Annotated in this window: 24 protein-coding genes; 11 read left to right on the top strand and 13 right to left on the bottom strand. The window is 65.7% G+C overall.

Annotated elements, in window-relative coordinates; all coding sequences use genetic code 11:
* Window positions 1-125 precede the first annotated feature (125 nt).
* The 3 genes from ABC969_RS11395 to ABC969_RS11405 all read right to left on the bottom strand — a co-directional run bounded on the left by ABC969_RS11395 (window position 126) and on the right by ABC969_RS11405 (window position 2231).
* On the bottom strand, window positions 126-974 hold the full coding sequence (locus ABC969_RS11395) for a MipA/OmpV family protein (RefSeq protein WP_345865054.1): 849 nt from the start codon (window positions 972-974) through the stop codon (window positions 126-128).
* A 101-nt stretch (window positions 975-1075) separates the two neighbouring features.
* On the bottom strand, window positions 1076-1450 hold the full coding sequence (locus ABC969_RS11400; RefSeq protein ID WP_345865055.1) for a DUF2141 domain-containing protein: 375 nt from the start codon (window positions 1448-1450) through the stop codon (window positions 1076-1078).
* Window positions 1437-2231, bottom strand: a complete 795-nt coding sequence (locus ABC969_RS11405) for a sterol desaturase family protein (protein ID WP_345865057.1) — start codon at window positions 2229-2231, stop codon at window positions 1437-1439. Before ABC969_RS11405 ends, ABC969_RS11400 begins: the two co-directional genes overlap by 14 nt.
* Before the next feature lie 236 nt (window positions 2232-2467).
* Between ABC969_RS11405 and crtY the strand changes: the two genes are divergently transcribed.
* The 4 genes from crtY to ABC969_RS11425 are packed head-to-tail and all read left to right on the top strand — an operon-like array spanning window position 2468 to window position 6654.
* Window positions 2468-3640 carry a lycopene beta-cyclase CrtY gene (gene crtY, locus ABC969_RS11410; protein ID WP_345865059.1) on the top strand — a complete coding sequence of 391 codons (1173 nt, stop codon included), beginning with the start codon at window positions 2468-2470 and terminating at the stop codon, window positions 3638-3640.
* Window positions 3637-5121 (top strand): phytoene desaturase, encoded by a 1485-nt coding sequence (locus ABC969_RS11415; protein WP_345865061.1) that lies wholly within the window; start codon window positions 3637-3639, stop codon window positions 5119-5121. Before crtY ends, ABC969_RS11415 begins: the two co-directional genes overlap by 4 nt.
* Window positions 5118-5699, top strand: coding sequence for an LOG family protein (locus ABC969_RS11420; protein ID WP_345865063.1), 582 nt, complete (start codon window positions 5118-5120; stop codon window positions 5697-5699). The genes ABC969_RS11415 and ABC969_RS11420 overlap by 4 nt, the downstream gene beginning before the upstream one ends.
* Before the next feature lie 7 nt (window positions 5700-5706).
* The gene (locus ABC969_RS11425; protein ID WP_345865065.1) at window positions 5707-6654 is read left to right on the top strand and encodes a phytoene/squalene synthase family protein; all 948 of its coding nucleotides are present in this window, start codon (window positions 5707-5709) and stop codon (window positions 6652-6654) included.
* A gap of 100 nt (window positions 6655-6754) precedes the next feature.
* Here ABC969_RS11425 and ABC969_RS11430 read toward each other — a convergent pair whose 3' ends face one another.
* Together ABC969_RS11430 and ABC969_RS11435 are read right to left on the bottom strand one after the other, a co-directional pair.
* Window positions 6755-7153, bottom strand: coding sequence for a hypothetical protein (locus tag ABC969_RS11430; RefSeq protein WP_345865067.1), 399 nt, complete (start codon window positions 7151-7153; stop codon window positions 6755-6757).
* An 81-nt stretch (window positions 7154-7234) separates the two neighbouring features.
* Window positions 7235-7465, bottom strand: coding sequence for a hypothetical protein (locus ABC969_RS11435; RefSeq protein ID WP_345865068.1), 231 nt, complete (start codon window positions 7463-7465; stop codon window positions 7235-7237).
* Window positions 7466-7560: 95 nt separating this feature from the next.
* Between ABC969_RS11435 and ABC969_RS11440 the strand changes: the two genes are divergently transcribed.
* A complete protein-coding gene (locus ABC969_RS11440; RefSeq protein ID WP_345865070.1) occupies window positions 7561-9384 on the top strand; it encodes an ABCB family ABC transporter ATP-binding protein/permease in 1824 nt (607 codons plus the stop codon).
* A gap of 69 nt (window positions 9385-9453) precedes the next feature.
* Here ABC969_RS11440 and ABC969_RS11445 read toward each other — a convergent pair whose 3' ends face one another.
* Both ABC969_RS11445 and ABC969_RS11450 read right to left on the bottom strand, forming a co-directional pair.
* Complete coding sequence (locus ABC969_RS11445; protein WP_345865072.1) at window positions 9454-9726, bottom strand: GNAT family N-acetyltransferase; 273 nt, start codon at window positions 9724-9726, stop codon at window positions 9454-9456.
* Window positions 9727-9760: 34 nt separating this feature from the next.
* A complete protein-coding gene (locus tag ABC969_RS11450; protein WP_345865074.1) occupies window positions 9761-10669 on the bottom strand; it encodes a hypothetical protein in 909 nt (302 codons plus the stop codon).
* A gap of 98 nt (window positions 10670-10767) precedes the next feature.
* Between ABC969_RS11450 and recQ the strand changes: the two genes are divergently transcribed.
* The 3 genes from recQ to ABC969_RS11465 all read left to right on the top strand — a co-directional run bounded on the left by recQ (window position 10768) and on the right by ABC969_RS11465 (window position 13317).
* Window positions 10768-12546, top strand: coding sequence for a DNA helicase RecQ (gene recQ, locus ABC969_RS11455; protein WP_345865076.1), 1779 nt, complete (start codon window positions 10768-10770; stop codon window positions 12544-12546).
* A 184-nt stretch (window positions 12547-12730) separates the two neighbouring features.
* Window positions 12731-13165, top strand: coding sequence for a protein tyrosine phosphatase family protein (locus ABC969_RS11460; RefSeq protein WP_345865078.1), 435 nt, complete (start codon window positions 12731-12733; stop codon window positions 13163-13165).
* 5 nt (window positions 13166-13170) lie between these two features.
* Window positions 13171-13317, top strand: a complete 147-nt coding sequence (locus ABC969_RS11465) for a hypothetical protein (protein ID WP_345865080.1) — start codon at window positions 13171-13173, stop codon at window positions 13315-13317.
* A gap of 179 nt (window positions 13318-13496) precedes the next feature.
* Here the strand turns inward: ABC969_RS11465 and ABC969_RS11470 are convergent, their stop codons facing one another.
* The 5 genes from ABC969_RS11470 to ABC969_RS11490 form a co-directional block, all read right to left on the bottom strand.
* A complete protein-coding gene (locus ABC969_RS11470) occupies window positions 13497-14957 on the bottom strand; it encodes an ammonium transporter (protein ID WP_345865081.1) in 1461 nt (486 codons plus the stop codon).
* A gap of 26 nt (window positions 14958-14983) precedes the next feature.
* A complete protein-coding gene (locus ABC969_RS11475) occupies window positions 14984-15322 on the bottom strand; it encodes a P-II family nitrogen regulator (RefSeq protein WP_345865083.1) in 339 nt (112 codons plus the stop codon).
* Window positions 15323-15463: 141 nt separating this feature from the next.
* Complete coding sequence (locus ABC969_RS11480) at window positions 15464-15667, bottom strand: putative signal transducing protein (RefSeq protein ID WP_345865085.1); 204 nt, start codon at window positions 15665-15667, stop codon at window positions 15464-15466.
* 111 nt (window positions 15668-15778) lie between these two features.
* Window positions 15779-17209 carry a metalloprotease TldD gene (tldD, locus tag ABC969_RS11485; protein WP_345865087.1) on the bottom strand — a complete coding sequence of 477 codons (1431 nt, stop codon included), beginning with the start codon at window positions 17207-17209 and terminating at the stop codon, window positions 15779-15781.
* A gap of 19 nt (window positions 17210-17228) precedes the next feature.
* A complete protein-coding gene (locus ABC969_RS11490) occupies window positions 17229-17462 on the bottom strand; it encodes a zinc-finger domain-containing protein (protein WP_345865088.1) in 234 nt (77 codons plus the stop codon).
* A 102-nt stretch (window positions 17463-17564) separates the two neighbouring features.
* Between ABC969_RS11490 and ABC969_RS11495 the strand changes: the two genes are divergently transcribed.
* Entirely contained in the window at window positions 17565-18488 is a 924-nt protein-coding gene (locus tag ABC969_RS11495) for an ABC transporter ATP-binding protein (protein WP_345865089.1), read from the top strand.
* Window positions 18489-18521: 33 nt separating this feature from the next.
* Here ABC969_RS11495 and ABC969_RS11500 read toward each other — a convergent pair whose 3' ends face one another.
* On the bottom strand, window positions 18522-18719 hold the full coding sequence (locus tag ABC969_RS11500; protein WP_345865090.1) for a hypothetical protein: 198 nt from the start codon (window positions 18717-18719) through the stop codon (window positions 18522-18524).
* Between the two features lie 154 nt (window positions 18720-18873).
* Between ABC969_RS11500 and nadB the strand changes: the two genes are divergently transcribed.
* Window positions 18874-20463: an L-aspartate oxidase gene (nadB, locus tag ABC969_RS11505; protein WP_345865091.1), complete on the top strand. Its 1590-nt coding sequence runs from the start codon at window positions 18874-18876 to the stop codon at window positions 20461-20463.
* Between the two features lie 48 nt (window positions 20464-20511).
* A complete protein-coding gene (locus tag ABC969_RS11510) occupies window positions 20512-20844 on the top strand; it encodes an ArsR/SmtB family transcription factor (RefSeq protein ID WP_345865092.1) in 333 nt (110 codons plus the stop codon).
* Window positions 20845-20851 lie beyond the last annotated feature (7 nt).

A 20851-nucleotide genomic window follows, 5' to 3' on the forward strand; every position in this document is an offset into this window, starting at 1 on the left:
CTTGAGACGCGCACCGCCCGATCTGCGGCAGCTGTTGCCAAGATCGGGCAGGACACGTCAACCAGATACGCGTGGACAGGGATTAAGACGCAACAATGTACGCGGGCTGAACCAATGAAGGGCGATCAGAACGTGTAGGCGAGACCCACCGCGCCGAGCAGCTGATTGCGATCACCGGCGATGCGCACGATCGGGCTTTCGGCAAAATCGCCCAGCAGCCGCGAATAGGAGCCGCCCGCGACCAGCGACAGGCCGTGCAGCAGATCGCCGGTCAGCGCGTAGCTGGCAAAGGCGGTAACCGAATAATTCTTCCAGCCCTTGCCGGCATTATAGCTCGGCAATGTGCTGAGCAACGAACCGGCGGGCGTGACACTGTAATAGGTATCGGCATATTCGCCGCCGACATATATCGCGTTGGCCGACAAGCCGACATAGGCCTTGCGGCTGAGCGGCGTGCCGTAATCGATCTGCGGCGTGATCAGATAGCTCTTGTGCGCCTTGTTGATATCCTGCGTGTACGACACGCTGGCGGCGAGCGTATCGTAATCCGAGGTGATCACGCCGGTGCGCGCCAGACCGACATAACCGCCGACCTCGATCGCGGTATCGCGTTCGCCAAGCGCCGCGACGCGGGCATTGTCGATCGTCTTGCGACGGGTGCGATCGAAATTGGCGCCGATCACCGGGCCGAGCTGGAAATCATAGCCGGGGCCGGCGGCATTGGGCACCAGATCGACGAACAATTGCGCGCCGCGGGTGGAGAAATTGATCCCCGACACCGAGCCGCGGATCAGGCCGGCGGGGATGATGCGATTGCTGCCCGAGCCTTCGAAATCGGGCAAGGTGGCAACGCCGACCGCAACCGTCAGGCTATCGCCGCCAGTGACGATTTCGGGCTGTGGTTGCGGGGATTGCGCGGTGATGTCCTGGGCGGCAGCGGGCAGTGTGCTGAGGGCAGCAGCAGTGAAAGCCAAGCAGCGGATCGTGTGGCGCAAAAAGTATACTCCGGGTGATATGAAAAATAGTGTTGTCGGGGCAACGCGCGCGTGGCGTCGTTAGCTCCGCGATGGGCGCATCAGAAAAGATACTTCATGCGGATCTGTTGTGTTTCGGCATCACTCGCCATGGTGAAGCGGGCGGCGGCAAAGCGCGGCGCGCCGAACAGGATTGCCGGATTGCGCGAGAAGCCGAACCCCTCGCGCGGGATGCCGGCGATCGTATCGAGCTTGTTATTGCCGTTCTCGTCATGAATCACGGCCAGCGCATAATCACCCTGCGGCAGCGCGCCGAAGGTGATGCCGGTGTCGCTGGCCGGCACCGAGCGGGTCAGCGCGCGCGCATCATCGACACAGGCGGGGAAATTCTTCGGATCGGCGGTGAGGCAGATGCGCACCATGCCCTTGGCAGAGCGCAATTTGGCGATATCGATATGCAGATCAGCGACCGGCATCGCCCCCGGCAACAACACCAGCAGCGCCGACGCCGCGGCGATCACCGGCAGGCGGGCGCGGCTTGAACGTACCGATGCCGCGGTCCGTGCCGCAGAGCCGATCCCAAAATCGGAAATAAAGGCCATAATTGCACCCATATCGCTCATGATGCCGCTGATGATGACTGGCGGTAATCAGCCACCCGCCGAGCCGCCCCTGCCACATCGCCGCCGGGAAAATCTCCCAACCCATGTGATTGGTGACCCCCATAACCGTCATCACCGTCAACACCACCCCTAGCGCAGCGACATGAATCGGAATCAGCAGCACCAGTAGCGGAATTGCCACAGCGCCGGTCAGCGCCTCGATCGGATGGAAGGCCATCGCCGCCCAGGCCGTGGGCGGGCGACTGGCATGATGCACGGCATGGGCGAGCTTGAACGGCCCCGGGCGGTGCATCCAGCGATGCGTCCAGTAAAACCAGGTATCGTGCGCGAAGAGATACAGCAGCACCGAGACGGGGAGATACCATAGCGGATAGGCATGGACATCGGCATACACCTCAGTCCAGCCGCGATGCTGCCAGCCCCAGGCGAGCACGCCGGCGGGCACGCCGTAAATCGCCGCCGAGGCGAGGCTCCAGCCGATCTCGCGGCGCATCTGCTTGTCGAGCCCCTGGTACAGCCCGGGGTGGCGCGCGCGCGTGGCCGCGGCGAAGGCGCCGCTGACGATCAGATAGCGGATTCCGACGATCAGCGTCATCGCGGCGGCGGAGAGCAGGATGGCAAGCGCAATGGACATGAGGGGGATATAGCGTCGCGGGGCACGGGGACCTAGCGCTGATCTGGCGTGCTGGCACAATCCGACAGCATTCTGAATTCGTTTCAGCATCCAGGCGCGACCGCCTGCCTTATGCGACGGCGGCCTTTTGGCCACTGCGCGAGCCTGGCCCTGAAACGCGTTCAGCATGATGTTATTGCGCGGCGGCCGCACCCTTCCCCTTGCGCCGCGCCCAAGATCGGGTACCCGCTAGAGCAATGGCGAGCACCTTACATTGCGATGTCGCGATCGTCGGCGCAGGGCTGGCAGGGGGGCTGGCGGCGCTGGCGCTCAAGCGACGGCATCCCCTGCTCGATGTGCGGCTGATCGATGCCGCGATGGCGATCGGGGGCAATCATGTCTGGTCGTTCTTTGGCAGCGACGTGGATGAAGCCGATCGCTGGATCATCGCGCCGCTGATCAGTTATGGCTGGCGCAATTACGATATCGCTTTCCCGGGCCACGCGCGGCAGATCGCCGCGGCCTATTATTCGATCGAATCCGAGCGCCTTGATGCGGTGGTGCGCAGCGCCTTGCCGGCCGACGCCTTGCTGCTGGGCCGCATGGTGGGCGAGGTCAGCGCGACCGAGGTGACGCTGGCGGATGGCGACCGCGTTGCCGCCAAGGCCGTGATCGACGCGCGCGGGCCGGGCGATCTCTCGCTGCTCGACTGTGGCTGGCAGAAGTTTCTCGGCCGCGAATTCCGCCTGAGCGTGCCGCATGACGATCCCCGCCCAATGGTGATGGACGCCACCGTGCCCCAGCTGGACGGCTATCGCTTCGTCTATTGCCTGCCGCTGACGGCGACCCGGATGTTCGTCGAGGATACCTATTACAGCGATACGCCGGAGTTTGATCGCAGCGTTCTGGCGGATCGTGTGCACGATTATGTCGCTGGCCGCGGCTGGCAGATCGAGCAGGCGGCGCGCGAGGAAGCGGGCGTGCTGCCGGTGACGATGGGGGGCGATTTCGAGGCCTATTGGGCAAGCAGCGGCACCGGCATGGCCAAGGCCGGGATGCGCGCCGGGCTGTTTCACCCGACCACCGGCTATTCGCTGCCCAATGCGGTGCGCACGGCCAGCCTGATCGCCGGCGCGGGCGATCTGGGCGGCGCGGCGCTGCACGATCTGACTCATGGCTTCGCGCGCGATCAATGGCGGCGGGGCGGTTTCTATCGCATGCTCGACAAGATGCTGTTCCGCGCCGCCGATCCCGAGGAACGTTACCGCGTGCTGGAGCGCTTCTACCGGCTCGATCCGCGCCTGATCGGCCGTTTCTATGCCGGACGATCGACCATGGCCGACAAGGCACGCATACTGACCGGCAAGCCGCCGGTACCGATCGGCCGCGCGATCCGCGCGATCACCGGAACCCACGGAGCAACGTCATGAACCCGCGCAGTGCAATCGTCATCGGCGCCGGCTTTGGCGGGCTGGCGCTGGCCATCCGGCTGCAATCGGCCGGCGTGGAAACCACCTTGATCGAGGCGCGCGACAAGGCCGGCGGGCGGGCCTATGTGTGGGAGAAGGACGGCTATACGTTCGATGCCGGGCCGACCGTGATCACCGATCCCGCCTGCCTGCAGGAATTGTGGGCGCTGACCGGGCGCGACATGGCCGACGACGTGACGCTGGCCCCGGTGCAGCCGTTCTACCGGCTCAACTGGCCCGATGGCGTGACGTTCGATTACACCAATGACGATGCGCTGCTGAACACGCAGATCGCGCAGCTCAATCCCGACGATGTCGCGGGCTATGCCAAGTTCCTCGACTATTCGGCGGGCGTGTTCAAGGAAGGCTATGAGAAGCTCGGCCATGTCGCGTTTCTCGATTTCGCCTCGATGATCAAGGCCGCACCGGCGCTCGCCAAATATCAGGCGTGGCGCTCGGTCTATTCGATCGTGTCGAGTTTCGTGAAGGACGAGCATCTGCGCCAGGCGCTGTCGTTCCACACGCTGCTGGTGGGCGGCAATCCGATGACGACGAGCGCGATCTATGCGCTGATCCACAAATTGGAACGCGATGGCGGCGTGTGGTTCGCGATGGGCGGCACCAACCAGCTGATCGCGGGGATGGTGACGCAGTTCGAACGGCTTGGCGGCAAACTGATGCTGAACGATGCGGTGGTGAGCATCGAGACGCTCGGCGACCGCGCGACCGGCGTGACCACCGCCAGCGGGTGGAGCGGAAACGCCGACATGGTAGCGTGCAACGGCGATGTGATGCACGTCTACAAGGACCTGCTCAAGACCAGCCGTTCGGGCCAGCGCACCAAGGCCAAGCTGGAGCGCAAGCGCTACTCGCCATCGCTGTTCGTGGTGCATTTCGGGATCAAGGGCACCTGGCCCGGCATCCCGCACCACACGATCCTGTTCGGGCCGCGCTACAAGGGATTGCTCGCCGATCTGTACGATACCGGCGTGCTGCCGGAAGATTTCTCGCTGTATCTGCACCACCCGACGGTGACCGATCCCAGCCTGGCGCCCGAGGGGCATTCGAGCTTCTATGCGCTGGCGCCGGTGCCGCATCTGGGCAAATTCCCGGTCGATTGGGACGAGATCGCGCCGGTGCTGGAAAAGCGTATCCTCGACGAGATCGGGCGGCGGCTGATCCCCGATATCCATGAGCGGATCACGGTGAAATTCTCCTACACGCCGAAGGATTTCGCGCAGGATCTGAACGCGCATCTGGGCAGCGCGTTTTCGCTCGAACCGATCCTGACGCAGAGTGCGTGGTTCCGCGTGCACAATCGCGACGATCATATTCCCAACCTGTATTTCGTCGGCGCGGGCACGCATCCGGGCGCGGGGATTCCCGGCGTGGTGGGCAGCGCCAAGGCAACCGCGGCGTTGATGCTGGAGACACAGACTTGAAGCGTTTGGCGATTTATTGCGGTTCGGCAACGCCGGCCGATCCTGTTTACATCGATTCCGCCCGCCACGTGGGGCGCACGCTGGCCGAGCGCGGCATCGGGGTGGTCTATGGCGGCGGGCGGCTCGGGCTGATGGGTGCTGTGGCAGATAGCGCGCTCGACGCCGGCGGCGAGGTGATCGGCATCATCCCGCAGGCGCTGGTCGATCTCGAAGTAGCGCATCAGGGCTGCACCGAACTGCACGTCGTCGAGACGATGCACCAGCGCAAGCAGGCGTTTACCGATCTCAGCGACGGCTTCGTCAACCTGCCCGGCGGCACCGGCACGATGGACGAATTGTGGGAAGCGCTGAGCTGGGCGCAGCTCGGCTATCATGCCAAGCCGGTCGGGCTGCTCAACGTGGCGGGCTACTACGATCATCTGATCGCCTTCTATGCCACGATGGGCGCGGTCGGCTTTCTGCGCCCGCAGCACCAGGGCGTGATGATCATCGATACCGCGCTGGACGGGCTGCTCGATCAGATGGCCGCGCATGAGCCGATGCACACCATCACCAAGATGAAGGCCAGCGACCTTTGAGCGTTCGGTGAGCGACGCCCTGCCCTCGCGCGAAGCGATCGTCGCCGCCGCGCAGCAATCCATCGCGCGCGGCTCGAAAAGCTTTGCCGCCGCGTCGACACTGTTCGATCGGCGGGCGCGCGAACGGGCATGGCTGCTTTATGCCTGGTGCCGCGCGTGCGACGATATCGCCGACGGGCAGGATCACGGCCACGGCATGACGGTGATCCACGATGCGCCGGAGCGGCTGGCGCGGATCACCGCGCTGACCGAGGCGGCGCTGGCCGGGCAGGTGGTGGGCGATCCGGCGTTCGATGCGCTGCGCATCGTCGCCGCCGAAACACGCATGCCACATGCCTTCGCGCGCGACCTGATCGCCGGCTTCGCGCTCGACGCGCGCGACTGGCGGCCGCGCACGGAGGCCGACCTGTACAAATATTGCTATCATGTCGCCGGCGTCGTGGGATGCATGATGGCGGTGGCGATGGGGGTCGATCCGGACGACCGCGAGACGCTGGATCGCGCCTGCGATCTCGGCATGGCCTTCCAGCTGGCCAATATCGCGCGCGATATCGAGGAGGATGACCGCGTCGGGCGCGCCTATGTGCCCGAGGACTGGTTTGTCGAGATGGATATCCCGCCGGGGCAGCATATGCGCCCGCCGTTTCGCCCCCGGCTGGCGGTGCTGGCGCGGCGGCTGGCGGAGCGCGCCGCCGCGTTCGAGGCGAGCGCGCGGGTCGGCACACCAAAATTGTCGTTTCGCTCGGCCTGGGCAGTGTTATCTGCGGCGGAGATTTATGGCGCGATCGGGCGCGAAGTGGCGGAGCGGGGGGAGCGGGCGTGGGATAACCGCGTGACGACCTCAGGCTGGCAGAAAGTGAAGTTCATCGCGCGCGCGGCGCGCGCGGCGCGCGGGCGAGCGCGGCTGTATCCGCCAGCGCCACGTGATATTGCCTGGGTGCGGCCGAACCGCTGACGGAGTGCGTCACCCCAGCGCACGCTGGGGTCTCGTGCGGCATCGGCACGACGGGGGTCGCATGAGACCCCAGCGTGCGCTGGGGTGACGCACGTCGCATTCATCCCAGCAGCGGTTCGCCCTTGTACGGCTTGTGGTGCGCACGCCATGCGAGCCCGGCACCGGCGAGCGGCAGCGCGATCGCGGCGGCCTGCAGCCATAAGGGATGCGCCAGCGCCGTCAGGGTGAGGACGTTGCCGGTGATCAGCAGCAGCGCGATGATCCAGCCGGCCCAGCGCCAATCGCTGACCCGCAACGCCAGCCAGGGACCGCCAAAGCCGGCGGCCAGCCAGGCGCACGCGATGATCAGCTGCGCGGCAAGCGGCACGGCCGCCATGCTGCGGCTGAGCGCGGCGGCATCGAACGCTGCCGGATAAAGCCCGTGCGCCATACGCTCGATCCCCGCCAGGATGGCCAGGGCAAGCGCAGCGCCGAGCACGATCCCGAGCATCCGCCGCATCCACCGTGCATACCGCATCAAAAAGCCCCCGTCGCGAAGCTGCGACGAGCGCGGTGTAGCAGTCGATCCGTTTCGGGCAACTCAGCCGCGGCGCTTGCCCTGTTCAGCCTGCGCCATCTGCGCGCCATTGGCGCGGCACGCGGCGGTAACCACGGGATAATCGATATCGCTGTTGCGCTGGAGCGCGCCGGGCATCGCCGCCTGGCATTGCTGGATCGAGGTGTAGCGCACCTGCTCGACACGGGCTTCCGAACATTGCGCGCTGCCATCCGCGCAGCCCATGATTGCCATGACGTAGAAAAAAGAACCCATGCCGCGTCTCCCGTATCGATCCGTAAAATCGACGAAGCGGCGTTCTTGTTCCATGAATTGCTTTCCCGGGGGCTTGACTGATCCTACATGGGGCTGTGCCCCCATTGACCGAACCCACCAGCGCCGACCGGCCGCTCCTGCCGACGCTTCGGCGTTTCCTGCCCTATCTGTGGCCGAAGGACGCGCCCGCGCTCCGCCTGCGCATCGTCGGTGCGATGACGCTCGTCGTGCTGTCCAAGCTGGTGCAGGTCTATGGCGCGCCGTTTGCGTTGCAGGGCGCGGTGGACGGCATGGCGCGCGGCGATCGCTCCGCCACCACGCTGATCGTCGCTTTGGTGGTCGGCTATGCCACGGCGCGGTTCGGATCGGTGCTGTTCGACAATCTGCGCAACGCGGTGTTCGAGCGCGTCGGGCAGGATGCGACACGGCGGCTGGCCGCCAACGTGTTCCGCCATCTGCACCAGCTGTCGCTGCGCTTCCATCTCGAGCGGCGCACCGGTGCCGTGACCAAAGTAGTCGAGCGCGGCACCAAGAGCATCGATACGATGCTGTACTTCCTGCTGTTCAATATCGCGCCGACGATCCTTGAACTGGCGCTGGTGATCGGCATTTTCGGTACCAAATTCGGCGGCTGGCTGGTTGCCGGCACGCTGGCGATGGTCGTCGTGTATATCGCCTTTACCCGCTGGGTGACCGACTGGCGCGCCGCTTTGCGCACGCGGATGAACGATCTGGATACCGGCGCCGTCGCGCATGCGGTCGATTCGCTGCTCAATTTCGAGACGGTGAAATATTTCGGCGCGGAGGAGCGCGAGGCCAGGCGCTATGATGCGGCGATGGCGGCCTATGCCGGTGCGGCGGTGAAATCGGAAAATTCGCTTGCGTGGCTGAACGTCGGGCAGGCGCTGATCACCAATATCATGATGGCGTTCGGCATGGGGCTGGTGGTGTTCGGCTGGGCGCGCGGCGAATTTACTGCGGGCAATGTCGTGCTCGTCTCCACGCTGCTGGCGCAGCTGTTTCGCCCGCTCGATCTGCTCGGCATGGTTTACCGCACGATCCGCCAGGGCGTGATCGATATGGGCAGCATGTTCGACCTGATCGATACGCCCTCCGAGATTCGCGATGCGCCGGGCGCGCCGGCGCTGGTGATCGGTGCGGGGCATGTGCGCTTCGAGGACGTGCGCTTCGGCTATGATGCAGATCGGCTGATCCTCAAGGGCATCGATCTCGACGTCCCGGCGGGGCACACGCTGGCAGTGGTCGGGCCATCGGGGGCGGGCAAGAGCACGCTCGCGCGGCTGATGTATCGCTTTTACGATCTGACGAGCGGGCGCATCACCATCGACGGGCAGGATATTGCGCAGGTGACGCAGGCCAGCCTGCGCGCGGCGATCGGCATCGTGCCGCAGGATACCGTGCTGTTCAACGACACGATCGGCTACAATATCGCCTATGGCCGCGAAGGCGCGGATCGCGCGGAAATCGAGGCGGCGGCGCGCGGCGCGGCGATCTCGACCTTTATCGAGGGGCAGTCGCACGGCTATGACACACGCGTCGGCGAGCGCGGGCTGAAGCTGTCGGGCGGCGAGAAACAGCGCGTGGCGATTGCGCGCACGCTGCTCAAGAACCCGCCGATCCTGATCCTCGACGAGGCGACCAGCGCGCTGGACAGCCGCACCGAGGGCGAGATCCAGGCGACGCTGGAAGATATCGAGCGCGGGCGCACCACGATCGTGATCGCGCACCGGCTCTCGACCATCGTCCATGCCGACGAGATCGTCGTGCTGGAGGCGGGCGAAGTGGTGGAGCGTGGCAGCCATGCGGCGCTGCTGCGGCAGAACGGGCTATATGCCGAAATGTGGAACCGCCAGGCGCAGGAACGCGCCGAGGAGGAGGGCGCGCTGGCGGCGGAATAGGCGGGCCGCGCCATCGGTCCTCACTTCCGGACTTCGTCCGGGATCCATCGGCGGCCAGGACTGCCGCCTTTAAGCCAGCAAGTCCCGCGTCTCGGGGTGCCGTTCGATATAGGCCGCGACGAAGCTGCACTCGGGGCGCACCTTCAGCCCGCGCGCGCGCGCTTCGCCGAGCGCATAGCCGATCAGCCGGCTGGCAATCCCCTGCCCTTCCAGCGCGGGCGGCACGATGGTGTGCGTGAAGGTGATCGTGTCGCCCGCCACCGTATAAGCGGCAAAGGCGGTTTCGCCCTGTTCGGCCAGCTCGAAGCGGTTTTGCGCGGGGGCGTCGTGCGGTTGGGTCATGCGCGGAATATAACCACAACCATTCGGCCGCCAGTCATCGACAGGTCAGCCGGATCTGCTTCGCGGGTTTGTCGAACACGATCTGCGAGCAGCGCTCGAGTTGGTCCGCGCCAAGCGACAGGCGATCGTGATTGGGATCGCGCTCCTTGCCCCGGGCGACGACGACGACCTCATCGGGATCGGCTTTTTCGGGCGGGCCTTCGGCGATGCCGGTGGCATTGCCGCCGTCATTGGTGCGCACGCCGAGCGTGGCGATCGACAGGGGCCCAAGCTCCAGCGGTCGCGCGAAATTCATCGTGCGCACCGGGCGCTGGATGCCGAACACGATTTCGGTCGGCACGCTCTCGCCGCTCAGCCTCCCCTCCTGCGCCGCGGCAAGCCGCAGCGCGGCGCCGGCAGTGGCCAGCGTGCGCGGGTGATAGGGATCGAAGCGGACGCGCATCGGCTGCCCGCCAACCATAATCTGTGCATAAAGCCCGAAAAACCCACCAAACATGCCGCCGCCATCGATCATCGGCAGCGCCACCGTGCGTTCGCCGGCCGCAGCCGCGCGCAGCACGAAGCGAACCACTGGCTCGGGCAGATCGGCGGGGCCGATCGTGCCGTCGGCAATCGGCGCATAATCGAGCTTGCCCCAGCCAATGCGCCGCTTGAACACGCCCTGCCCGACATCGAGCTTCGCCACCGCGGTCGACTGCATCGCGCGGATCGGCCCGACACCGTAACCAAGGCTGAACATGCCACCCTTCAGCCCAGCGCGCCCAGCATAATCGGCACTGACCAGCGGCACGCCGGGGGCACCTGGATCAACGCGTAGGTGGCCGGGCTGACCATTCAGGGTGACGGGGATGATCGCATCGCCCGCGACGATGCGTTCCGCCAGCGGTGCGGTCTCGCCTGCCAGGACACCCATCGCCGCGATTGCCAATGCTGCCTTGATCATGATCATCCCCCTCGTTTCAGACGGGAAGTCTTACCGGCGATCATGGCGGATCGATGTCGGCATTGCGGCACGGGCCCGCACGCCCTAGGTCCGCAGCAATGCCGCGCGATCCCCTGCCCCTGTTGCACTCCACCTTCGGTTTCCCCGGTTTTCGCGGGGTGCAGGAAAGCGTGGTCACGCGCGTGCTGGCAGGCGAGAATACGCTGGCGGTGATGCCGACGGGCGCGGGCAAATCGCTCTGCTATCAATTGCCCTCGGTGGTGCTGGAGGGGACCTGCGTGGTCGTCTCGCCGCTGATCGCGCTGATGCACGATCAGCTGCGCGCGGCGACCGCCGTCGGCATCCGCGCGGCGACGCTCACCTCGGTCGATACCGACCAGATGAAGACGATCGCCCGCTTCCGGCGCGGCGAGCTCGATCTGCTCTATGTCGCGCCTGAACGCGCCTCTAACATGGCGTTTCGCGAGCTGCTGACGCAGGCGCCGCTCGCGTTGTTCGCGATCGACGAGGCGCATTGCGTGTCCGAATGGGGGCATGATTTCCGCCCCGATTACCGGCTGCTGCGCCCGCTGCTCGATCATTTCCCGCATGTGCCGCGGCTCGCGCTGACCGCGACGGCGGACAAGGTGACGCGCGACGACATTCTCGATCAGCTCGGCATTCCACGAGAGGGCATGATCGTCGCCGGGTTCGACCGGCCCAATATCCGCTACACGATCACGCCCAAGGACAATACCACGCGGCAGATCGCCGATCTGATCGCCGAGACGCCGGGCGCGGGGATCGTCTATTGCCAGAGCCGCGCGGGCACCGAGAAGATGGCCGAGGCGCTGGCGCGCAGCGGGCGGCCGACGCGCGCCTATCATGCCGGGCTCGATCCGCAGATGCGCGCGCGCAACCAGGCCGATTTCGTCGCGAGTGAGGATATGGTGATCTGCGCCACGGTGGCGTTCGGCATGGGCATCGACAAGCCCGATGTGCGCTTCGTGGCGCATGCCGGGATGCCCAAATCGATCGAATCCTATTATCAGGAGACGGGCCGCGCCGGGCGCGATGGCGATCCCGCAGTGGCGCATCTGTTCTGGGGCGCGGAGGATTTCGCCAAGGCCCGGCAACGCATCGGCGAGGTCGAGCCGGCACGCCAGCAGGGCGAGCGCGTGCGGCTGCAGGCGCTGGGCGCGTTGGTCGAGACGCCGGGGTGTCGGCGGAAAATCCTGCTAAAGCATTTCGGCGACGACGCGCCGGACAATTGCGGCAATTGCGATAACTGCCTCAACCCGCCGGGCGCGGTGGACGCCACCGAAGTGGCCAAGAAAGTGCTCTCCGCCGTGTTCCGCACCGGGCAGAGCTTCGGCATGGGCTATATCGAGCAGGTGCTGACCGGTGTTTCGACCGAGCGCAGCCTGATGAACGGACATGAGGCGCTGGGCGTGTGGGGGATCGTTTCGGGCGACGAGCTTCCCCTGCTCAAGCCGGTGATCCGCGCGCTGCTGCTGCGCGATGCACTGCGCGCCAATGATTTCGGCGGGCTGGAATTCGGCCCGGGCGCGCGAGGCATTCTGAAAGAGCATGAGGAAGTGTCGCTGATCCTGCAGCCCAAGCGCGAACGGCGCGCGCGCGGTGGGCGCGGGAGCAGCGCGGGGACGGTGGCCAATCCGAGCGGCGATCCGCTGTTCGAGGCATTGCGCGCCAAGCGCCGCGCGCTGGCCGCGGAGGCGAGCGTGCCGCCCTACGTGATCTTCCACGATTCGGTGCTGCGCGAGATGGCGACGCTGAAGCCATCCACGCTGGCAGCGATGGGGCGGATTACCGGCGTCGGGCAGCGCAAGCTGGACGCCTATGGCGACGCCTTCCTGCAAGTCATCCGCGAGGGGTAAGGCTTCCCCAGCCCCAACCGTCAGCCCGGACTTGGTCCGGGGTCCACCCAGCGGCTTTCGACACGCTCGATTCCCTGCGCCACGCGACCGGCACAGTGGACCCCGGAAGAAGTCCGGGGTGACGAAGTCGGGAACCGGTTCTAGGAGAAATGGTCGTTTACGAGCAGCGCAGCGAGAACATGTCATGGCCACCATCCGCAAGATCGACGACCATATCTCGGTCGCGCCGCAAATAGCGCCGGAGGACGTGGAGGAGATCGCCGCCGCTGGCTTCACCGCGATCATCAACAACCGGCCGGATGACGAGGATGCCGGGCAGCCGGCGGGCGCAGCGGTGCGCGCCGCGGCGCAAGCGGCCGGGCTCGTCTATACCGAGGTGCCGGTGACGCAGGCGGGTTTTTCGCATCCGCAGATCGACGCGATGGCGGCAGCGATGGCGGCATCACCCGGGCCGGTGCTGGCCTATTGCCGCTCGGGCACGCGCAGCTGCAATCTGTGGGCGCTGGCCGCGGCGAAAAGCGGCGGGCATCCCGATACGCTGATGGCGAAGGCGGCGGCGGCGGGATACGATCTGACCGGGATCCGGCCGCTGCTGGATGCCCTGGCGTCCGGCCGCTAGGCGGCGTGGACACGAAGTGGCGCAAAGCGGGGCTCGCCGCGGTGATCGTGCTGGCGCCGGGCGGGTTCATCCTCGGCGCGACGCTGGGGCTGCGCGACTGGCAGAAGCGGCGCGCGGAAAAGGCCATAGCTGAGCGCGACAGCGCCACCTGACCTGGCGCTTTCCCCCGCCCGGCCGGGGAAGCGATTATCGTGGACCGCGATCCAATCTCGGCAAGCGCCGCTATGCCGACATCAAAAAAGGGCCGGTGCGTTGCCGCACCGGCCTGAGGTCGTCCGCAGGAGGAACATCGTGTGGGGCGCCGGCGCTTGCCGCCGGCGCGCCAATCTCGTCAATAATTGTAGGCGCGCTCGCCATGTTCGTTGATGTCGAGGCCTTCGCTCTCGACTTCGGCGCTGGGGCGAAGCCCGACCGTCGCCTTGAGGATGGTGAACAGCACCGCCGACACGCCGCCCGACCACAGCAGGGTGACGCCGACCGCCTTGGCCTGGGTGATCAGCTGCGCGCCGATATCGTAGGCTTCGGGGTGGAACGCGGCGGGCATCACGGTGTAATCGAAATAGCCCTGCCCGCCGAGCGCCGGCGAGGCGACGATCGCCGTGCCCAGCGCACCGACGATGCCGCCGACACAGTGCACGCCGAACACATCGAGCGAGTCGTCATAGCCGAGCTTGTTCTTCACCGTGGTGACGAAGAAGAAGCAGACCAGCGAGGCGACCGCGCCGAGCACGATCGAGGTCATCGGCGCGGCATAACCCGCCGCCGGCGTGATCGCGACCAGCCCGGCCACCACGCCCGAGGCGGCGCCCAGCAGCGACGGCTTCTTGTGCACGATCTGCTCGATCACCGCCCAGGTGATGCCCGCCGCCGCGGTGGCGACAAAGGTGTTGATGAAGGCGAGCGCGGTGACCGCGTTCGATTCCAGATTGGATCCGGCGTTGAACCCGAACCAGCCGACCCACAGCAGGCTGGCGCCGATCATCGTCATGGTCAGCGAGTGCGGCGGCATCGGCTCGACCTTGTAGCCCAGCCGCTTGCCGACGATCAGCGCACCGACCAGCCCGGCGATCCCGGCATTGATATGCACCACGGTGCCGCCAGCGAAATCGAGCGCGCCCCAGCCCCAGAGCAGGCCGGCATCGGCGGTGTTGGCGGCGAGGAAATCCGGGCCCGCCCAATACCAGACCATGTGCGCCATGGGGAAATAGACGATCGTCAGCCAGGCGACGACGAAGATGATCAAGGGCGTGAACTTGATGCGCTCGGCGAACGCCCCGACGATCAGCGCCGGCGTGATGCAGGCGAAGGTCATCTGGAAGATCACGAAGACATATTCGGGGAGATACACGCCGTTGGTGAAGGTCGCCGCGAAGGTCGAGGTCGTCACGCCCTGCAGGAACACCTTGGAGAAGCCGCCGACATAGGAATTGAGATCGCCGCCATTGGTGAAGGCCATCGAATAGCCCCAGCACACCCATACGAGCGAGGCGACGCAGACGATCGTCAACACCTGCATCAGCACCGACAGCATATTCTTGGTGCGCACCAGGCCGCCATAGAAGAGCGCGAGGCCGGGCACCGACATCATCAGCACCAGCGCGGACGAGATCAGCATCCAGCTGACATCACCCTTATCAACCATCGCCGCGGTGGGCACGAACGGCGCGGCCGCCGCCGTGGTGGCCGCAGCAGCGGCAGGCGCTGCCTCCACGGCGTTTTGCGCCCAGGCCGGCAATGCCGCGAACAGCGCAGCCCCGGCGCCCGCCGCGCCCGCCAGTTTCGTCGATGTCATCTTTTCCCCCTTCATGGTCGCGGCCCTCACAGCGCGGTCTGATCGGTTTCGCCGGTGCGGATGCGCACCGCCTGGCCGACATCGAGGACGAAGATCTTGCCGTCGCCGATCGCGCCAGTATTGGCCGAAACCTGGATCGTCTCGACCACGCGGGGGGCAAGCGCCGTATCGCAGACGATCTCGAGCTTGATCTTGGGCACCATGTTGGTGCTGTATTCGGCGCCGCGATAGATTTCGGTCTGGCCCTTCTGGCGACCGAAACCCTTGACCTCGGTAACGGTCATCCCCGCCACGCCGATCTCGGTGAGCGCCTCGCGCACTTCGTCCAGCTTGAACGGCTTGATGATGGCAATGACGAGTTTCACTCAAGCCCCCCTTATTGTCCCGGGAGCATACTCAGCAAAAGCCGTGCCAGAATGCTCGCGGGGCGGGAGCGTGCGAAATCGATTGCCGGGCGATCAATTCCCGGTCAGAAAATTGTGCAGATGCGAACGATTGCCTGCAAATTAAGCAGCGTCGGCGACAATGCGTTGTGCTGCAGCGAGATCGTCGTCATCGACCATCACGCGCACGGCGATGAACAGATAACTGCCATCGCCGATGCTCGCTTCGCCATCTAACGCGACGGCGGGGATACCATCGGACTCCAGACGCCCGATCAGGATATGCGCTTCATTGCGATTGAAGCGGCCGAGTTCGACAAGCGCCAAGCGGAGTTCCTGTTCTCAGCCCGATCGCCTGCCGGCGCAGGCGGGCATCATTATCGGTACGCGTCGCGCCCGCCCCATCGTCACCCCAGCTTGCGCTGGGGTGACGATGGATCAGACTGCCGTGCCGCCAACCGTCAGCCCGCTCATCAACACGCTCGGCTGGCCGACGCCGGCGGGAACGCTCTGCCCGCCCTTGCCGCACATGCCGACACCTTCATCGAGCGCGAAATCATTGCCGATGCCGATCACCTTGGTAAGCGCGCTGGGGCCATCGCCGATCAGCGTGGCGCCCTTGATCGGCGCGCCCAGGCGGCCATTCTCGATCTTGTACGCCTCGGTGCAGCTGAACACGAACTTGCCCGAGACAATATCGACCTGCCCGCCGCCGAAGCTCTTGGCGAAGATGCCGTTCTTGACGCGGCTGAGCAGTTCGGCGGGATCGTCGTTGCCGGCGCGCATGAAGGTGTTGGTCATGCGCGGCATCGGTGCATGCTGGAACGATTCGCGGCGACCATTGCCGGTCGGCGCGACGCCCATCAGCCGCGCGTTGAGGCGATCCTGAATATAGCCTTTGAGGATGCCGTCCTCGATCAGGATATTCTCCTGCGTTGGCGTGCCTTCGTCATCGATGCTGAGTGACCCGCGACGATCGGCGATCGAGCCGTCATCGATCACGGTGACGCCGGGCGCGGCGACGCGCTCGCCGATGCGGCCGGAAAAGGCACTGGTGCCCTTGCGATTGAAATCGCCTTCGAGGCCGTGGCCGATCGCTTCGTGCAGCAGGATGCCGGGCCAGCCCGGCCCGAGCAGCACGGTCATTTCGCCCGCCGGCGCAGCAACCGAATCGAGATTGACCACGGCCTGCGCCAGCGCCTCATCGATCGCGCGGTTCCACGTCGCCGGCTGCATCAGATCGTCATAGAGATAGCGCCCGCCAAGCCCGAACGTGCCCGTCTCGCGCCGCCCGTTCTGTTCGACCACGATCGACACGTTGAGGCGCACCAAGGGCCGGATATCAGTGGCGACGAAGCCGTCGGCACGGACGATCTCGACCACCGACCACGAGCCCATCAGCGCAACCGAGACCTGCGCTACGCGCGGATCGCGCGCCCGCGCGGCGGCATCGATCGTCTGGCACAGATTCACCTTGTCGGCGAACGGCACCAGATCGAGCGGATCGGCATCGGTATAGAGATGGCGGTTGGTGCCCTGCGGCGGCGGCGCCTTGGCCGCGGTGGACGGATCGATCAGCGCCATCGTCTCGCCGGCGCGCAGGATCGCCGCACCGCTCAGCTCGTTGGCATGGGCAAAGGCGGTGGTTTCGCCCGACACCGCGCGCAGCCCGAAGCCCGACTGCGTATCATAGCTGGCGGTCTTCAGCCGGCCATCATCAAAGCCGAACGCTTCCGACTTGCGATATTGCAGATAAAGTTCGCCGTCATCGGCCTTGCTCAGGACCTGCGCGGAGAGGCGCTGCGCCTCAGCCGGATCGAGCTGGCCGTCGTGATACAGGAACGCGCGGGGGTCTGTCGGACTGGTCATGCCCCACAATATAGGTGCGTTAGACGCTTGCGCCAGACGGGATGTCGCGCAGCGTGGATTGATCGACGCCGTCCGCCGGGCCGCCGATCAGCACGAAGCGCCGATCGCAATAGCCGCAATCGACATAGCCATGCTCGTCAATCTCGAGAAACACGCGCGGATGGCCGAGCGCCGCACCGCCGGCAATGTCGGTGGCGCCATCGCAGGTGTTGCGCTTGTGGCTGACGCGGAGCGTTTCGGGTGGGGCGATCATGGACTGCAGATAGCAGTTGATGGCGCGCGGCACAATTACCTCTCCCGTCTCCCCAAGGGAGAGGGCTTGAGGTCGTTGGGGTGGGGGCCTATCGCACCAACCATGACCGAAGCCGCCATCAGCATCGCCAATCTGTGCAAAACCTATGCGGGCGGCAAGCGCGCGCTGGATAATGTGTCGTTCGACGTGCCGCGCGGCCAGATCTTCGGGCTGCTGGGCCCCAATGGCGCGGGCAAATCCACGCTGATCAATATCCTGGCCGGCCTCGTCAACAAGACCGGCGGCAGCGCGACGATCTGGGGCTTCGACATCGACGCGCATCCGCGCAACGCCAAGGCGTCGATCGGCATCGTCAACCAGGAAATCCTGTTCGATCCGTTCTTCTCGCCGCTCGAGACGCTGGAGATCCAGGCCGGGCTGTACGGCGTGCCCAAGGCCAAGCGCCGCTCGATGGAATTGCTCCGTGCGGTGCATCTCGAGGACAAGGCCAATGCCTATGCCCGCACGCTTTCCGGCGGCATGAAGCGGCGGCTGATGGTGGCCAAGGCGATGGTCCATACGCCCCCGGTGCTGGTGCTCGACGAGCCAACCGCGGGCGTCGACATCGAGTTGCGCCAGCAGCTATGGGCCTATGTGAAGAGCCTCAACGCACAGGGCGTAACGGTGGTGCTGACGACGCATTACCTGGAGGAAGCCGAGCAATTGTGCGACCGCATCGCCATCATCAATCAGGGCACGCTGATCGCCAACAAGCCCACGCGCGAGCTGGTCGGCATGGCGACGGAAAAACTGGTCGAGGTGACGGTGGACCGCGATGTAATGGTGGCGCCGGACAATGCCTGTTTCCAGAAGATCGAGCTGAAGGGCAGCCGCACGCTGGCGATCACCTATGCCAAGGACAAGGTGAATGCCGGCGACGTGCTCGGCGCGGTGCAGGCAGAGGGATACGGCATCGTCGATGTATCGACGCGCGAGGCGGATCTGGAGGACGTTTTCCTCAATCTCACGCGCTCGGCCAACGCCTAGCATCACGTCACCGGGATGACGGGTGAAAACATGTCATTCCACCTCGCTCAATTCGCGCGATCGTTTCGCCAGTTTCAGCGCTTCGTCGATCAATTCGGCGCTATGCGCCTCTTCCTTCATCGCGATGGTCAGGCAATTGAGCGCCTGCTGGTGAAGCTTGGCGGCGCGGGTAGCGGGGCGGGTGGCGGGGTGGGTGGCGGGGTGGGTGGCGGGGCGGGCATGCTTGGTCATCTTGGTCACACAGGCGCAAAGCGCGAGCGACCCTGTCGTTCCACTGCCGCCCGTCAAAGCGTGTGCGGCATCCGATCGAGCGCGACGGATGCATGCCGCCTTGTCACGCGCGGCGCGAACGCCTTTAAGACGCGCCGGACTTAAGGAGACTGACGTGAGCGACGGCGAACATCGGAGCGACGTGCTCATCATCGGCTCGGGCGCGGCCGGGCTGACCGCGGCGCTCAACCTGGCCGATCGCTTCAAGGTCACCGTGCTGGCCAAGGGGCAGCTCAACGAAGGCTCGACCGCCTGGGCGCAGGGCGGGATCGCGGCGGTGCTGGAGCCGGGCGATACATTCGACAGCCATATCGAGGATACGATGATCGCCGGCGCCGGGCTGAACGACCGCGCCACCGTGGAATTCGTCGTCGAGGGCGCGCCGGCGGCGATCGAGCGGCTGGCGCAACTGGGCGTGCCGTTCAACATGGAGGGCGATGTGCGCCACCTGACGCGCGAGGGCGGGCATTCGCATCGCCGCATCGTGCATGTTGACGACGCCACCGGCTGGGCGGTGCAGGAAGCGCTGCAGAATGCCGCGGTGGCGCATCCCAACATCACGCTGGTGCCCGACATGGTGGCGATCGATCTTGCCACCGGCCGGCATGAGGAACGCTATTCGGGCGCGGGCAATGTGTGGGGCGTATACGCCGTCAACCGCGCCAGCGGACGCGTCGAGCTATACACCGCGCGCGCGACGATCCTGGCGACCGGCGGCGCCGGGCGCACCTATCTGTTCTCCACCGCGCCGCGCGGCGCCACCGGCGACGGCATCGCCATGGCCTGGCGCGCCGGCGCGCGCGTCAGCAACATGGAGATGATGCAGTTCCACCCGACCTGCCTGTACAATCTCGAGGTCAAGAATTTCCTGATCACCGAGGCGGTGCGCGGCGAAGGCGGGCGGCTGCTGATCCCCGAAACCGGATACCGCTTCATGCCCGATTTCGACGCGCGTGCCGAGCTCGCCCCGCGCGACATCGTGGCGCGCGCGATCGATCACGAGATCAAGCGGCTGGGGCTCGATTACGTCCATCTCGACATCAGCCATATGGGCGCCGACTTCATCACGCATCATTTCCCGACGATCTACGAGAAACTGCTGACGCTGGGCATCGACATGACCAGGGAGCCGATCCCGGTGGTGCCGGCGCAGCATTATACCTGTGGCGGCGTGGTGATCGACATCGATGGGCGGACTGATCTGCCCGGCCTGTATGCGGCGGGCGAATGCAGCGAAAGCGGGCTGCATGGCGCCAACCGCCTGGCCTCCAATTCGCTGCTCGAATGCTTCGTGTTCGGTGAAGCAGCGGCCAAGCATATCGCCACCTGCTGGGACGAATTGCCCCCGCCACCGCCGATCCGCGCGTGGGACGAAAGCCGCGTCGAGAATTCCGACGAGGAAGTGGTGATCAAGCAGAACTGGACCGAAATCCGCCGCTTCATGTGGAATTATGTCGGCATCGTCCGCACCACCAAGCGGCTGCAGCGCGCGCAGCACCGCATCAAGCTGCTGACCGACGAAGTGAACGATTATTACGGCCATTTCCGCGTCACGCCGGATCTGATCGAGCTGCGCAACCTGCTGCAGACCGCAGAACTGATCGTGCGTTCGGCGCTGCACCGGCATGAGAGCCGGGGCCTGCATTACACGCTGGATTATCCCGAGACACTGCCCGAGGCGGTGGATACCGTGCTGGTGCCCTAATGGATCCCGACATCTAGCGCTGTCGATCATATCGGCTATACTGGATATATGGATACCGATTCGGCGATCACGGCATTGGGCGCGCTGGCGCAGGGCACCCGCCTGGACGTGTTCCGCCTGCTGGTGCGGCACGAACCCGACGGCATGGCCGCGGGCGAGATCGCGCGCCAGCTCGACGTACCGCAAAACACCATGTCGGCGCATCTGGGCATTCTGGCGCGCGCCGGCATCGTGCGCGCCGAGCGGCAGAGCCGATCGATCATCTACCGCGCCGATCTGGATGGATTGCGCGCGCTGACATTGTTCCTCGTGAAGGATTGCTGCGCCGGCGCGCCGCAATTGTGCGCGCCGTTGCTCGCCGAACTCACCCCCTGCTGCTGAAGGATTG

Source organism: Sphingomonas qilianensis, from assembly GCF_039614825.1.
In the GTDB taxonomy this organism is placed as follows: Bacteria; Pseudomonadota; Alphaproteobacteria; order Sphingomonadales; family Sphingomonadaceae; genus Sphingomonas; species Sphingomonas qilianensis.